The sequence below is a fragment of the Mesorhizobium sp. J428 genome, from assembly GCF_024699925.1.
Classification (GTDB): domain Bacteria; phylum Pseudomonadota; class Alphaproteobacteria; order Rhizobiales; family Rhizobiaceae; genus Mesorhizobium_A.
On record NZ_JAJOMX010000001.1, the window covers coordinates 2,171,675 to 2,186,343 of the forward strand.

13 protein-coding genes are annotated in these 14,669 nt (G+C 65.7%); 8 read left to right on the forward strand and 5 right to left on the reverse strand.

Annotated elements, in window-relative coordinates:
• Positions 1-19: 19 nt before the first annotated feature.
• Positions 20-1,843 carry an adenine deaminase C-terminal domain-containing protein gene (locus LRS09_RS10935; protein WP_257806390.1) on the reverse strand — a complete coding sequence of 608 codons (1,824 nt, stop codon included), beginning with the start codon at positions 1,841-1,843 and terminating at the stop codon, positions 20-22.
• A gap of 227 nt (positions 1,844-2,070) precedes the next feature.
• Between LRS09_RS10935 and LRS09_RS10940 the strand changes: the two genes are divergently transcribed.
• From LRS09_RS10940 to LRS09_RS10950, 3 genes are all read left to right on the forward strand, one after another.
• Positions 2,071-2,883 (forward strand): ABC transporter ATP-binding protein, encoded by an 813-nt coding sequence (locus LRS09_RS10940; RefSeq protein ID WP_257806391.1) that lies wholly within the window; start codon positions 2,071-2,073, stop codon positions 2,881-2,883.
• Entirely contained in the window at positions 2,880-3,647 is a 768-nt protein-coding gene (locus LRS09_RS10945; protein WP_257806392.1) for an ABC transporter permease, read from the forward strand. The genes LRS09_RS10940 and LRS09_RS10945 overlap by 4 nt, the downstream gene beginning before the upstream one ends.
• Positions 3,648-3,720: 73 nt before the next feature.
• Positions 3,721-4,653: a GMC family oxidoreductase gene (locus tag LRS09_RS10950; protein ID WP_257806395.1), complete on the forward strand. Its 933-nt coding sequence runs from the start codon at positions 3,721-3,723 to the stop codon at positions 4,651-4,653.
• Positions 4,654-4,686: 33 nt separating this feature from the next.
• Here LRS09_RS10950 and LRS09_RS10955 read toward each other — a convergent pair whose 3' ends face one another.
• Positions 4,687-4,998 (reverse strand): helix-turn-helix transcriptional regulator, encoded by a 312-nt coding sequence (locus tag LRS09_RS10955; RefSeq protein ID WP_257806397.1) that lies wholly within the window; start codon positions 4,996-4,998, stop codon positions 4,687-4,689.
• A 214-nt stretch (positions 4,999-5,212) separates the two neighbouring features.
• Between LRS09_RS10955 and LRS09_RS10960 the strand changes: the two genes are divergently transcribed.
• The 3 genes from LRS09_RS10960 to LRS09_RS10970 are packed head-to-tail and all read left to right on the forward strand — an operon-like array spanning position 5,213 to position 9,699.
• Positions 5,213-5,413, forward strand: coding sequence for a DUF2892 domain-containing protein (locus tag LRS09_RS10960; protein WP_085462913.1), 201 nt, complete (start codon positions 5,213-5,215; stop codon positions 5,411-5,413).
• A 12-nt stretch (positions 5,414-5,425) separates the two neighbouring features.
• Positions 5,426-6,388 carry an efflux RND transporter periplasmic adaptor subunit gene (locus LRS09_RS10965; protein WP_257806399.1) on the forward strand — a complete coding sequence of 321 codons (963 nt, stop codon included), beginning with the start codon at positions 5,426-5,428 and terminating at the stop codon, positions 6,386-6,388.
• Positions 6,385-9,699, forward strand: a complete 3,315-nt coding sequence (locus tag LRS09_RS10970) for an efflux RND transporter permease subunit (RefSeq protein WP_257806412.1) — start codon at positions 6,385-6,387, stop codon at positions 9,697-9,699. Before LRS09_RS10965 ends, LRS09_RS10970 begins: the two co-directional genes overlap by 4 nt.
• A 23-nt stretch (positions 9,700-9,722) precedes the next feature.
• Here LRS09_RS10970 and LRS09_RS10975 read toward each other — a convergent pair whose 3' ends face one another.
• A complete protein-coding gene (locus LRS09_RS10975) occupies positions 9,723-10,232 on the reverse strand; it encodes an Lrp/AsnC family transcriptional regulator (RefSeq protein ID WP_257806414.1) in 510 nt (169 codons plus the stop codon).
• A gap of 111 nt (positions 10,233-10,343) precedes the next feature.
• Between LRS09_RS10975 and LRS09_RS10980 the strand changes: the two genes are divergently transcribed.
• Together LRS09_RS10980 and holA are read left to right on the forward strand one after the other, a co-directional pair.
• Positions 10,344-11,795, forward strand: a complete 1,452-nt coding sequence (locus LRS09_RS10980; protein WP_257806416.1) for an aminotransferase class V-fold PLP-dependent enzyme — start codon at positions 10,344-10,346, stop codon at positions 11,793-11,795.
• Between the two features lie 65 nt (positions 11,796-11,860).
• On the forward strand, positions 11,861-12,910 hold the full coding sequence (holA, locus tag LRS09_RS10985) for a DNA polymerase III subunit delta (protein ID WP_257806418.1): 1,050 nt from the start codon (positions 11,861-11,863) through the stop codon (positions 12,908-12,910).
• 28 nt (positions 12,911-12,938) lie between these two features.
• On the opposite strand, the gene LRS09_RS10990 is transcribed toward holA, so the two are convergent.
• Entirely contained in the window at positions 12,939-13,817 is an 879-nt protein-coding gene (locus tag LRS09_RS10990; protein ID WP_257806421.1) for a ParB/RepB/Spo0J family partition protein, read from the reverse strand.
• Between the two features lie 39 nt (positions 13,818-13,856).
• Positions 13,857-14,642, reverse strand: a complete 786-nt coding sequence (locus tag LRS09_RS10995) for a ParA family protein (protein ID WP_257806424.1) — start codon at positions 14,640-14,642, stop codon at positions 13,857-13,859.
• Positions 14,643-14,669 lie beyond the last annotated feature (27 nt).

The window sequence follows — 14,669 nt, forward strand, 5'->3', positions numbered from 1 at the left end:
CGGGAGATGAGAGGACGGATCAGTGATCGTGCATGCAGCCGCCGAGTTCGGCGGCACTTCCCTCGGCGATTACCGGCTCCAGCGTGACCAAGTCGTTGGTCGACATCATGCCGAAGTCGGTGAAGCCGTAGTTTGGAATGTTGGGCAGGCTGAGCCCGTTCATGCGCAGCAGCACCTTCTGCATGCGCGGCGCGCCGAGCCTTTCGGACAGGATCTCCACCATCTCGCGCGTCCAGGCCGCAACCTCCTCGAGCGATCCCTCGCTCAGCAGGCCCGCGATCGGCAGCGGCAGCTCGTAGATCACCTCGCCGTCGAGGACGAGCGCATAGCCGCCATTGTTGGCGATGACGCGGTTGGCGGCGATCGCCATATCTTCATGGCTGGCGCCGATCACCATCAGGTTGTGCGCGTCATGCGACACGGTGGACGCGATCGCCCCGCGCTTGAGGAAGAGCTTGCTCACGAAGCCCTTGCCGATGCGGCCGGACGCTTTGTGGCGGTCGATCACCGCGACCGAGGAAGCGCCAGCCTCCGGATCCGGCATGACGACCCCGTCGACCACCGGCAGCGTGAACTCCTCCTCCGACTTCGGCGAAGTGACGGCCAGCGCACGCACGCGCGCCGCGCTCGCATTGCTGGAGACCCTGACCGCGAGCATGTCCGCCGTGATCGCGCCGCTGACCCGCATGGTCTGCTTCGACCAGTCCGGATAGGTGAAGTTCCCTTTGGACGGCGCATGTTCGCCGTCGAGATAGGCCCATTCCCCGTCGATCATCGTTGCGAAGATCTCCACCTTCTCAAAATCGTCGAGCACGACCAGGTCGGCATATTTTCCCGGCGTGACCGAGCCGTACATGCGGTTGATCCGCAGCCCTTCCGCGACATTGATCGTCGCCATCTGGTAAGCCGTCATCGGATCGATGCCTTCCTCGATGGCGATCCTGATGCGAGTGTTGATGTGGCCCTCGTCGATCAGCTCGTGCGCATAGACGTCGTCGGTGCAGAACTGCAGGTAGCGCGTGTCGAGGCCTCGCTCCCGGATCACCCCGGCAAGCTGGCGCAGCTCCGGCCGGTGAAGCCGGTGCGGCCTGAGCGCGAATACAGTCCGCAGCCCCATGCGCTGGTTCTCGACGATCTCGTCGACGCTCTTGGCGACGTGGCTGTCTTCGGGCCCCGCCGCCACGTAGGCGTTGAGATCCTGCCCGGTCAGGTAAGGCGACTGGCCCGAAATGGTCATGCCGCGCGCGATGCCCATCTCGATCTTCGTCATCTGCTCGTCGTCCTTGCGGATGAGGAGCTGCGGATTGATGTCGCCGGCGAGGCACAGCGCCTCCGGCCAGTCCATCAGCTTGCCGGTGGCCTCGATGTCGACCCGCGCGCCGGAGGTCTCCAACCACTCCGGCATGGCGGGAATGCGCGCCGGCACGCGCAGCTGCATCTTCAGCGGTACGTATTTCGCCTCGTCGAACATCAGCCGCATGCCCGGCACGCCGAGCACGTTGCCGATCTCGTGCGGATCTGCCCCGATGAAGGTCACGCCCTGGCTGACCGTCGCCTTCGAATATTCGCGCACCGTCAGCATCGACGATTCGACATGGACGTGAGGGTCCATGAAGCCGGGCGTGACATAGCGGCCTTCGAGATCCTTGGTCGCCCTGGTGCGCCAGGCGTTCTGGCCGGCGAGCGAGACCGCGGCCACGCGGTCGCCGAGGATGGCGATGTCGGACAGGATGATCTCGCGCGACAGCGTGTAGAAGATCCTGGCATTGGTCAGGACGAGATCGGCCTCGGCCGCGCCGAGCGCGACGTCGACCAGGGATTTGCGGATGCTTGCTTCCGACACGCTGTGCTCCTGGATGTGAACATCGCGAGACTGCGTCGGGAAGGCGTTCGCTGAGAAGCGCAATCTTTGGCACTTCGTGTGCGGAAAATACGCACAGTCGAAGGCCGCCGAACCGCTTGTTTCCCGCGCAATCCTTCGACTAGGCTTGGTTGCGGGAGGATATGTGATCATGACCGCTGCGTCGGCAGCGGGCTGTCTGTTCGGTTCATTGCAACGCGGAGCTGTCCTTGACGATTTCGGACCAACCGGCCGCCGGCTTGCCTGCAAATGCCGAGGCGATACGGTTCGACCATGTGTCCGTGGAGTTCCGGACACGGCATGGCGAGCCCGTCCTCGCCCTCGACAGCTTCGACCTTTCGGTGGCCCAGGGCGAATTCGTCTCGCTGGTCGGACCGTCCGGCTGTGGCAAGTCGACAGCGCTGCGCCTCGTCGCGCAACTGACGGAAGCGACCAAAGGCCAGGTGCGGGTGGCGGGAGCCGAAAGCCTGCGCGGCTTCTCGCGCGTCGCCCTCGTCTTCCAGTCTCCCAACCTCCTGCCGTGGAAGACGGTGATCGACAATGTGCTCTATCCCGTCCGCTTCGGCTCGCCTGTCGCAGGCATCGACCACCGGGCGCGGGCGCGCGAGCTGCTGGCGCTCGTCGGCCTGGAGCGGTTCGAAAACGCCTATCCATCGGAACTGTCGGGCGGCATGCAGCAGCGCGTCGCGATCTGCCGCTCGCTGGTGCTCGATCCGAAGATCCTTTTGATGGACGAGCCCTTCAGCGCGCTCGACGCGTTGACGCGCGAGGAGCTCCAGTTCGAGCTTCGCCGTATCCATCGCCATACCGGCAAGACGATCCTGTTCGTCACACACTCCATTTCGGAATCGGTGCTGCTTGCCGATCGCATCGTCGTGATGGCGCCGCGGCCCGGCCGTCTCAAGGACAGCTTCGTCGTCGAGCTGGCGCCGGACCGCACCCCGGCCACGCTGCACGATCCGCGCTTCGCGCAGTATTCCGACCGCGTCCGCGAAGGCATTTATGGAAGGGCCGCGGCATGAGCAACGCAGCACTCCGCCCGATCCTCCTTCCAATCTTCGCCTTCCTGGCCGCGCTGGCGCTGTGGCAGTTCGTCGTGCGCGCCTTCGACGTGCCGGAATTCCTGCTGCCGGCGCCCACCGCCATCTTTCGCGCCGCAGTCAATTTCGGCTGGCCGCTGCTTACGGTCCATACGCTGGCGACGCTGCAGACCATCCTGCTCGGCTTCGCCATGGCGGCCGCGATCGCCGTGCCGCTCGGCGTGCTGCTCGCCGCCAACCGGTTCACTTCCGAAGCGCTCTATCCGCTGATCGTCTTCGCGCATGCCGTGCCGGTGATCGCGATCGCGCCGATCGTCGTGGTCGTCTTCGGCGTCGGGCTGACATCGCGGTTGATCGTCGTCACCCTGATCAGCTTCTTTCCCATCATGGTGTCGACCGCGTCGGGCATTCTGAATACCCCGCGCGACATGAACGACCTCGGCATCACGGTCGGCGCGTCCAAGGTGGAGCGCGTGCTCACCATATCGCTGCCCAACGCGCTGCCCTTCATCTTCAACGGTTTCCGCATCGGCATCACCGGTTCAGTCATCGGCGCGGTGGTCGGCGAATTCGTCAGTGCCAATTCCGGGCTCGGTTACATCGTCGTGCGGTCGACCAGCGACTTCGACATTCCGATGGCGATGGCGGCCGTGATCGTGCTCGCAACGATCAGCGTGACGCTCTACCAGCTCGTCTCCGCAATCCAGGTCCGACTGACGCCCTGGGCTCCGAAGCTCGACAGATAAGCCGAGCTGAACGGCACGTCGTTTCAGGAGCGTGGCTCCTGGCGATGCCGCTCCCCTCTGTTCCTCCCATCCCATGCGCAGCATCTCACGATCTACAATCTCGGCACTGGCCATCGCGCAGGCAAGACGGGAGGTTGTGCTGAGCGCCGGCTCCATCGCTTCTCCACAACTGCTCCAGCTCTCCGGCATCGGACCCGGCGAGTTGCTGAGGGGATTGGGTGTTCCCGTCGTCGCGGACAACCGGCACGTCGGTGCCAATCTCCAGGACCATCAAAGCGTCAACTACGCCTGGCGGGCAAACGTGCCGACCCTCAACCGCCTGCTCCGCTCCTGGTGGGGCAAGGCCTTCATCGGCGGCCGCTACGTTCTGACCCGCACCGGGCCGCTGGCGATGAGCGTCAACCAGGGCGGCGGATTTCTGCGCAGCGATCCGGCCCTTTCGCGGCCGAACCTGCAGATCTATTTCCAGGCAAATTCGGCGGTTCCGCCGCGTCCGGGCGGCAGTGCGATACGCGAGATCGATCCCTGGCCCGGCTTCGCAATGGGTGTCTCCAACTGCCGGCCGAGAAGCACCGGGGAGATCGTCATCGCTTCGCCTGACCCAGGCCAACCACCGCGCATCACCGTCAATGCGCTGTCGGATCCGCATGATCAGATGGAGCTGGTGGCCGGCGTGCGCTTCCTGCGCCGCATGGCCGCGACGCAGGCACTGTCGCCTTTTATCGTCGAGGAGATGCGCCCCGGCGCTTCCGTCCAGACAGACGAGCAGCTACTGGCCGACATCCGCGCCCGCGCCGGTACGGTCTTCCATCCGGTCTCGACCTGCCGCATGTCGCCCGACCAGGACAATGGTGTGGTCTCGCCGCGCCTTGCCGTCCACGGCATAGCGGGGCTGCGTGTCGCCGACGCCTCGGTCTTTCCGTCGATCATCTCGGGCAATACCAACGCTGCGACGATGATGATCGGCTGGAAGGCGGCCGAGATGATCGTCGAAGACAATCGCTGACGGCGCAGCGGCGGTGCCGCTTTCCGCGCGGCGCTACCGTGCGTCCGGTTCGCAATAGATGCCGTATAGCGTTTCGAGGACCTTGCTCACCTCCGGCGAAGCGAGGCGGTAATAGATCTGCCTTGCATCACGGCGTGTGTCGACCAGCCTCAATGCACGCAGCTTGCCGAGCTGCTGCGACAGCGCCGACTGGTTCATTCCCACCTGCTCGGCGAGCTCGTTCACGCTCACCTCGCCTTCCAGCAGTCGGCACAGAATGCGCAGCCGGTTCTCGTTCGCCATCGCCGTGAGCAGGCCGGCGGCCTCGCGCGCGTTCGCATCCAGTTTCTCGGCGTTTATCGTCATCGTCTGCGCCAACATCATCTGACAGCCTTTCTTTGAAGTCGGCCGTACCGCCGATTTCGTCAATATGCGATGGCGTATCCGGCGGCCTGTTTTGATCCAGGGCAACGCCAGCCAGCCTTCACCGCAATATCAAAACCCAATGGCCTTCATTGGCCCTTGCGTTCTGCCGGATATGTTTATACATGCACACATCATCATATGAAAGGATGTTGTGATGAGCCTCGACAGGACTGTTCTCGCATTCGCCGGCGTCATGGTGCTGCTCTCCGTCGTGTTGACGGTTTGGGTGTCGCCGCTCTTCGTCTGGTTCACCGTCTTCATCGGCCTGAACCTGCTCCAGTCGGCCTTCACCGGCCTCTGTCCGGCCGCCTTCGTGTTCAGAAAGCTCGGCATCAAGCCGGGCTGCGCCTTCTGAAAAGGAATCGCCATGCGCGCCCCGCTTGCTCTCGTCGCAGTCCTTGCCGCCACGTCCGCCTTCGCCGGCACTTTCGAAGTGCAGCCCGTTCCGACAACGGAATGGAAAGCCGTCTATGGCCGCATAGAGGCACGGGATCTCGCCGCGGCGCGGGCGCGCATCGGCGGCACCGTGGTCGAAATGCTTGTGACCGAGGGCGACCCGGTGGTTCAGGGCCAGAAGATCGCGGTGATCCGCGACGACAAGCTCGCCTTCCAGGTCGCAGCGGTCGACGCCCAGCTCGCTGCCCTGACTGCCCAGCTCGAGCGCGCCCAGGCCGAACTGACCCGGGGGCAGACCCTGATCGACAAGGGCGTCGTCACCGCCCAGCGTCTCGACCAGTTGAGGACGGATGTCGACGTCGCGCGCAACCAGATTGTGGCGGCTGAGGCGCAGAAGTCCGTCATCGTCCAGCAGGAGGCCGAAGGCACGGTGCTCGCGCCGCTCGACGGGCGGGTGCTGACAACGCCGGTGACGCGCAACGGCGTCGTGATGGCGGGCGAGGCCGTCGCCACGGTGGGCGGCGGCGGCTTCTACCTGCGGCTTGCCGTGCCCGAACGGCATGCCGCCGGTCTCGAACAGGGCGCCGAAATCCGCGTCACCACCGAACATGGCGAGATGTCGGGACGGCTGGCGAAGATCTATCCGCAGATCGAGAACGGCCGCGTGGTCGCCGATGTCGACGCTGCCGGTCTCGACACCGCCTTCGTCGACGCCCGCGTTCTCGTCGAGCTCCCGGTCGGCAGGCGCGAGGCGCTTCTTGTCCCGGCCAGCGCCGTCAGCAACCGCTTCGGCATCGACTTCATCCGTGTCGACACCAGCCAGGGCCCGGTCGAGCGGGCGGTCGTCACGGGCGGGCAGGTCGAAAGGGACGGGGCCGCGATGGTCGAGGTCGTGACCGGCCTCACCGCGGGAGAACAGGTGGTCGTACCATGAGCAACCCCAACCTGGGTGATGCGCCTTCTTCCGACGGCATCGCGGGTGCGCTGACGCGCGCCTTCATCGCCTCGCCGCTCACGCCGCTCTTCCTCATCGCAGCCTTCGCGTTCGGCCTCGTGGCCCTCATGTCGCTGCCCCGCGAGGAAGAGCCGCAGATTTCCGTGCCGATGGTCGACATCCGCGTGAATGCCGAAGGCCTGCGCGCCGAGGACGCCGTCAAGCTCATCGCCGAACCGCTCGAGACGATCGTCAAAGGCATCGACAGCGTCGAACACGTCTATTCGCAGACGCAGGATGACGGCGTTCTGGTCACGGCGCGTTTCCTGGTCGGCACATCGGCTGACGCCGCGGTGCTGCGCATTCACGACAAGGTCCGCGCCAATCTCGACCGTATCCCTGTCGGGATAGCCGAGCCGCTCATCGTTGGCCGCGGCATCGACGACGTGGCGATCGTCTCGCTGACCCTCACGCCGAAGCCCGACGCACCGCAGGACATGGACGCGAATGCGCTTACCCGGATCGCGCGCGAGCTCAGGACCGAGCTTTCCAAGGTCGATGATGTCGGCCTCACCTATCTCGTCGGCGACGCCAGCGAGCGTATCCGCATCGCGCCGGACCCGAGCAGGCTCGCGCTTTACGGCGTGACGCTGCAGCAGCTCGCCGGCAAAGTGCAGGGCGCGAACAGGGCCTTTCCGACGGGTCGCGTCCGTGACGGCGGGGAACAGGTCATGCTCGTCGCCGGCGAGACGCTGAAGACACCCACGGAGATCGGCAATCTGCTGCTCACGACGCGCGACGGCCGGCCGGTCTATGTCCGGGACGTCGCAACCGTCGGCTTCGTCACGGATCAGGAAAACATGCTCGTGTCGACCGTGACACGCGGAACGGACGGCACGGTCCGCCTACCTGCCGTCACGCTCGCCATCGCCAAGCGCGCGGGCTCGAACGCCGTGACCGTCGCCGAGGCGGTCCTCCATCGCGTGCACGAACTCGAAGGCTCGCTGATCCCCGAGCAGGTGTCGGTCGAGATCACTCGCGACTATGGCGAGACGGCCAACGAAAAGGCCAACGAGCTGCTCTATCATCTGGGTCTGGCGACCGTTTCGATCATCGCACTGGTCTGGCTGGCGATCGGCCGCCGCGAGGCGCTCGTCGTCGCCGTCGTCATTCCGGTGACGATCCTGCTCACCCTCTTCGCTTCCTGGATCATGGGCTACACGCTCAACCGCGTCTCGCTGTTCGCGCTGATCTTCTCGATCGGCATCCTCGTGGACGACGCGATCGTCGTCATCGAGAACATCGCGCGGCATTGGGGCATGGCCGATGGCCGCAGCCGCAAGGAGGCTGCGATCGCCGCCGTCGCCGAGGTCGGCAATCCGACCATCGTCGCGACGCTGACCGTGGTTGCCGCACTGCTGCCGATGCTTTTCGTGTCCGGCATGATGGGCCCCTATATGAGCCCGATCCCGGCCAACGCCTCGGCGGCGATGATCTTCTCCTTCTTCGTCGCCGTCACCGTGACGCCCTGGCTGATGCTGAAGGCTGCCGGCAAGGCGCCGGTCGCGCATCACGACAGCCACAGCCATGGCGGCGTTCTTGGCCGCGCCTATGCCGCCGTCGCCCGCCCGATCCTGGCCTCGAAGGCGACGAGCTGGACCTTTCTGCTCGCCATCGGCGTGCTGACGCTCGGCTCCCTGGCGCTGTTCTACACCAAGGACGTGACGGTGAAGCTGCTGCCCTTCGACAACAAGTCGGAGCTGTCGGTGACGATCGACCTGCCGGAAGGCTCGTCCGTCGAAGCGACCGACGCCGTGGCGCAGGCGGTCGCAAGGAACGTCCTGGACCTGGACGAGGTTCGCTCGGTCCAGACCCATGCCGGCACGGCGGCGCCATTCAACTTCAACGGCCTCGTCCGGCACTCCTACTACCGCGCCGACCCGAACATGGGCGATGTCGCCCTGAACCTCCTGCCGAAGGGCGAGCGCCAGCGGTCCAGCCATGAGATCGCGCTCGACATTCGCCAGCGGATCAAGGCCGTCCCCGTTCCCGAAGGCACCAGCCTGAAGGTGGTCGAGCCGCCGCCGGGACCGCCGGTGATGGCGACGCTCCTTGCCGAGATCTACGGTCCCGACGCCGCGACCCGGCGCGCCGTCGCGGCGAAGGTCGAGGCTGCCTTCCGCTCAGTGCCGTATATCGTCGATGTCGACAATTCCTACGGCGTCGCCGCCCGGCGGCTGCGGGCGAGGATTTCCCCTGACGATCTCGACTTCTTCAAGGTGAGCGAGAGCGACGTCTTCGACACGCTGGCGATCCTCAACGGCGGCCAGATCGTCGGCTACTCGCATCGCGGGGAAGGCCGGCAGCCGACGCCGATCCGGCTGGAGCGGCCGGTCAGCGAGCGTCGCGTCACCGAGGATTTCCTCACCACGCCGATCCCGGCCGACCTGCTGCCGGGCGACCGGGGCGTCGTCGAGCTGGGCGACGTGGTGCGGATAGAGGACGAGAAGGCCTCCTATCCGGTCTTCCGGCACAATGGCAGGCCGGCGGAGATGGTGACCGCCGAACTCGCCGGCGACTTCGAGGCGCCGCTCTACGGCATGCTGGCCGTGCAGCAGGCGCTCGACGCGCAGGACTGGACAGGCCTGCCGCGCCCCGAAATCTCCTTGCATGGCCAGCCGCAGAACGACCGGGCCTCGACCCTGCTGTGGGACGGGGAATGGGAAGTCACCTGGGTGACCTTCCGCGACATGGGTGCTGCCTTCATGGTGGCGCTGCTCGGCGTCTACATCCTTGTCGTCGCGCAGTTCGGCTCGTTCAAGGTGCCGCTGGTCATCCTGACGCCGATCCCGCTGACCTTCATCGGCATTCTCGGCGGCCACTGGCTGTTCGGCGCCCCCTTCTCGGCGACTTCTATGATCGGCTTCATCGCACTTGCGGGCATCATCGTGCGCAACTCGATCCTGCTGGTGGATTTCATCCGGCACGCCCCGCGCGAAGTGCCTTTCGAAGGCGAAGACGACCTCGTCGAGACCCAGATGTCGATCGTCGCGCCCGAGACAGGAATGCACGAGGCAGCACCGGGAGCGCGCATGCGCACGCGGGGCTTGACCGAGATCCTGATCGAGGCCGGTGCGATCCGCTTCAAGCCCATCCTGCTCACCGCGCTGGCGGCGATGATCGGCGCTGCGGTGATCCTGACGGATCCGATCTTCCAGGGCCTCGCGATCTCGCTGCTCTTCGGCCTGGCCTCGTCGACCTTGCTGACAGTGCTCGTCATCCCGGCGATCTACCGGGTGCTGCGGACCTGATTCGGAACGATAGATCCCAAAGACTAGACGCGTCGCGAGGACTTCCCTCGCGACGCGCCGGCGGCGCGCACCTTGCCCAGGTTGATGGGCCGGTTGTCGATGATCGTCTCCATCGCGAAGAAGCCGGTCACCGTGGCGAGATCCTGGCCGTCGACCAGCTTCTGGTAGAAGTCGTCATATCCGCCTATGCCGCGCGTGACGACCTTGATGAGATAGTCCCAATCGCCGCCGATGCGGTAGAAGTCGACGACTTCGGGAATTCGCTCGACATGACGGCGGAACGCTTCGAGCCATTCCTTCGAGTGATGCCGGGTGCGCACCATCACGAATACGGTGAGGTCCAGGCCGATTGCCGCGAGGTCGACCCGCGTCTGCGTGCCCTTGATCAGCCCCTCCGACGTCAATCGCTGCAGCCGTCGCCAGCAGGCATTCTGCGACAGGCCGACACGCTCGGCGAGCTCGCGCTGGGACAGATCGGATGACGACTGAAGAAGAGTGAGGATCTTCAGATCAAACTCATCGATTTCAGTCATTTTTGTTGTCATGTGATCGGAAAATTGCGGCAACGGCGAGAAATTAGGTGAAACCGATCCGACTGTAAATCGATAGGCTCGACGCGTTCCCTCAAAGACGGATCGCCACCGATGTCGACGCATACCCCGGCAGAACTGTTCGAGAAATTCCGTGTCAGCCTTGGCGGGCCTGAGGGCATCGCTGCACAGCTCGTCGGCGAAGGCGCCACGATCGACGGGCCTTTCGGCCCGAAGCCGCTGGTCTATGCCGACTACGTCGCCTCGGGCCGCGCTTTGTTTCCGGTCGAGCGCTTCATTCTCGAAGACGTGCTGCCCTATTACGCCAACAGCCACACCGAGGCATCGTACTGCGGCGGGTTCATGACCAGGCTGCGCAACGCCGCCCGCGCCGTCGTCGCCGGATCCTGCGGCGCGGATGAACGGCACGCGGTCGTCTTTTCGGGCTCGGGCGCGACATCCGGACTCAATCGCCTCATCAATCTCTTCGGCCTGGCCGCGCGGGCGGCGAGCGGACGACGGCCTTGTGTCATCCTCGGCCCTTACGAGCACCATTCCAACATCCTGCCCTGGCGGGAGAGTGGCGCCGAGGTCATCGAGATCGGCGAAGGGCCAGAGGGTGGCCCGGATGTCGAGGCCCTGCGGCACGCTCTGCGGCGCTATGCCGGCCGGCCGACCGTCTGTGCGTTCTCGGCGGCGTCCAACATCACCGGCATCGTCGCGGACGTCGCCGGCATAACAGGCCTCGTCAAACAGGCCGGCGCGCTGATGGTCTGGGATTATGCCGGCGGTGGCCCCTACCTTCCGGTCTCGATGTGCCCCGGGAAGGGCGTCGAGATCGATGCCATTGTCCTGTCGCCGCACAAGTTCATTGGCGGTCCCGGCGCGTCGGGCATCCTGATCGTCCGGCGCGATGCCGTCTCGACCGGCCGGCCGACATGGCCCGGTGGCGGCACGGTGCGGTTCGTCTCGCCGGAATCGCACGATTACTCCGAAAGTCTGGTGGCGCGCGAGGAAGCCGGCACGCCGAACGTGATCGGCGACATCCGCGCCGCGCTCGCCTTCATCGTCAAGGAGACGATCGGCATGGAGCTGATGGCCGCACGCAATTCCGCGCTCACAAGCCGGGCGCTCGCGGCCTTGTGCAATATCGAGAACCTCGAACTTCTCGGCAAGCTCGACGCACCGCGGCTGCCGATCTTTTCCTTCCGGATCCGCGGCGGCGACAGCCAATACGTCCACCAGCAACTGGTGACGCGGCTGCTCAGCGATCGCTACGGCATCCAGGCACGTGGCGGCTGCGCCTGCGCCGGCCCCTATGCGCTGCGGCTTCTCGACATCGAAGCGGATGAATGGCGGCGATTGCGGCGGGACATCCTCGACGGCAACGAAATGGCGAAGCCCGGCTTCACGCGGCTGAACCTCAGCGTGCTGCTTCCGGAGGAGAAGATCCGCTACATCCTCGACTCGGTGGCCGAACTTGCCGGCGACGCCGGGCGGCATGTGGCGCGTTACCAAGCCGACACGGGCCGCGCCATCTTCAGCCCGCTTTCGCTGGTTGCATAGCCTCGCGCGGAACGACGGTCGCCTTTTCGGTTGCGTCGCCCGAAGGCGCTCGCTAACCCGGAGCCATGTCGCAGAAAAAGGCACACGAGGTCGAAGGCTGGATCGCGCGTCCGGATCCGTCGGTCCGCGTCGTGCTGATCTATGGGCCAGACCGCGGGCTCGTCTCGGAACGCGCCTCGGCCTTCGCGAAGAAGACCGGCCTGCCGCTCGACGACGCCTTTTCCGTGATCCGCTACGATGCCTCGGACCTCGAGCAGGATCCCGGCCGCCTGATCGACGAGGCGCGGATGGTGTCGATGTTCGGCGGAGAGCGGCTGATCTGGATACGTAACGCCGGCGCGCACAAAGGCTTTTCCGATGCGCTGAAGGACCTGCTGGAAAAGCCGTCCCGCGACGCGATCACGCTGATCGAGGCCGGAGACCTGAAGAAGGCCGCGCCGCTGCGCGACATGGTCGAACGGGCGGACGCGGGCATGGCGCTGCCCTGCTATGTCGACGAAGAGCGCGCGATCGACGCTGTCATCGACGCCGAACTGGCGCGCGCCGGCAAGACGATCGCCGGCGATGCGCGCCAGGCTCTGCGCCGGCGTCTCGGCGGCGACCGTCTGGCGACCCGGGGCGAGATCGAGAAGCTGATCCTCTATTGCGGCGAGAAGCCGGTGATCGACATCGAGGATGTCGCCGCTTCGTCCGGCGACGTGTCCGCCTCGTCCGTCGACCAGGCGATCGACGCGGCACTTGCCGGCGCGCTGCCGGAGCTGGACCTCGCCCTGCGCCGCTCGCAGGAAAGCGGCACGCATGCGCAGGCGATTCTCGGCGCGGCGATGCGGCAGTTCCAGAGCCTCGAAGTTCTCCGCCGCAATGTCGATATCGGTGGCGCGCAGCCGTCGGCGGCCGTCGCCGGCGCGAGACCGCCGATCTTCTTCTCCCGCCGCAAGCTGGTGGAGACCGCGCTCGGCACATGGAGCGGCGCCTCCATTGCCCGCGCCCTGACGCGGCTGCAGGACAGCATTCTCGCCACGCGCCACCGGCCGGAACTGGCCGGCGCGATCGTGCGCGAGACCATGATGGCCATCGCGGTCGAGAGCATACGCTCTCGCCGTCGTGGCAGATAATCGTTGAAGATCAGATAGTTGACAGACGTCAGCGCTGCAGCCGGCGGCAGAGATCGTCGAGCTGTTCCAGCGTCTTGTAGGAGATCCGGACTTCGCCGCCCTTCTCGCGGTGATTGACCGTGACGTTGAGCCCGATCACGTTCGACAGCAGCTGTTCGAGCGCGCGCGTGTCCGCGTCCTTCTCGTCCGGAACATGCTTCGTCGACGCAGATGCCGGCTTGTCGGCCCCTTTCTGCGCCAAGGCTTCTGCCTGGCGAACGGAAAGCCCATCCCGGATGATCTTCTGCGCCAGCGTGGTGGGGTCCTCCGCCGTCACCAGCGTGCGCGCATGGCCGGCGGACAGCGAGCCGTCGACCAGCATGTCGCGAATGTTCTGCGGCAGCTTGAGCAGGCGCAGCGTGTTTGCGACATGGCTGCGGCTCTTGCCGATGATCTGCGCCAGATCGGACTGGACGTATTCATGCTCGTCGATGAGCTGCTGATAGCCCAGCGCCTCCTCGACCGGGTTAAGGTCGGCGCGCTGCACGTTCTCGACGATGGCGAGTTCCAGCGCCATGCGGTCGTCGACGTCGCGGATGATGACCGGGATGTTCGTCAGGCCGGCGCGCTGGGCCGCCCGCCAGCGCCGCTCGCCGGCAATGATCTCATAGCGGCCCGGCGCCGCCTTCGATGGCCGCACGACGACGGGCTGCACGATTCCATGCTGCTTGAGCGAAGCGGAAAGATCCTCGAGCTCCGCATCCGCGAAGGTCCGGCGCGGATTGCGCGGATTGGGCGAGATGAACTCGACCGGAACAGTGCGGTCGGCGGTCGGGACAGGCGCCTGGGTCGGCGCGGGCCGGTCGATGTCGCCGATCAAGGCCGCGAGGCCGCGTCCGAGGCGGTTCCGCGAGGTATCTTCACTCATCGACTGTCTTCCGCTCCCTGAGATTTCGGCCGCGAACCGTCACGCAGCCCTGAGCCGCCGCTCGCGCCGGATGACCTCCGAGGCGAGCTGGAGATAGGCCTGGCTGCCGGTGCATTTGAGATCGTAGAGGATCGCCGGCTTGCCGTAGGAAGGCGCTTCGGAAACCCGCACGTTCCGCGGGATCACCGTCTCGTAGACCTTCTCGCCCATATGGGCGCGAACGTCGGCAACCACTTGATTCGCAAGGTTGTTTCGGCCGTCGTACATCGTCAGAACGATGCCCTGGATCGACAGCGCCGGGTTGATCGACCCGCGCACCTGTTCGACGGTGGCGAGCAGCTGGCTCAGGCCTTCGAGCGCAAAGAACTCGCACTGGAGCGGCACCAGCACCGAGTCGGCAGCGGCCATCGAGTTCAGCGTCAACAGGTTGAGCGACGGCGGGCAGTCGATCAGCACATAGGTGAAGCGGGCGCTTTCCGCCGCGTGCCGGCGCAGCGCATTGCGGAGCTTGAGGACGCGATCGGCCGAGGCCGCGATCTCCATCTCGATGCCGAGCAGGTCGAGCGTCGAGGGAACGATCCACAGTCCGGGAACCGCGGTCTGCATCGCCGCCTCGTCGACGGAGGCCTCGCCGGTCAGCACGTCATAGGACGAGACGCTGCGGTCGCGCCGGTCGATGCCGAGGCCGGTGCTGGCATTGCCTTGCGGATCGAGATCAACCAGCAGCACGCGCTCGCCGATCGCAGCGAGTGCGGTCGCGAGATTGATTGCCGTCGTCGTCTTGCCGACGCCGCCCTTCTGGTTTGCTACCGTGATTATGCGCATGGTGCCGACGCTTTGCTCGCTCCGACC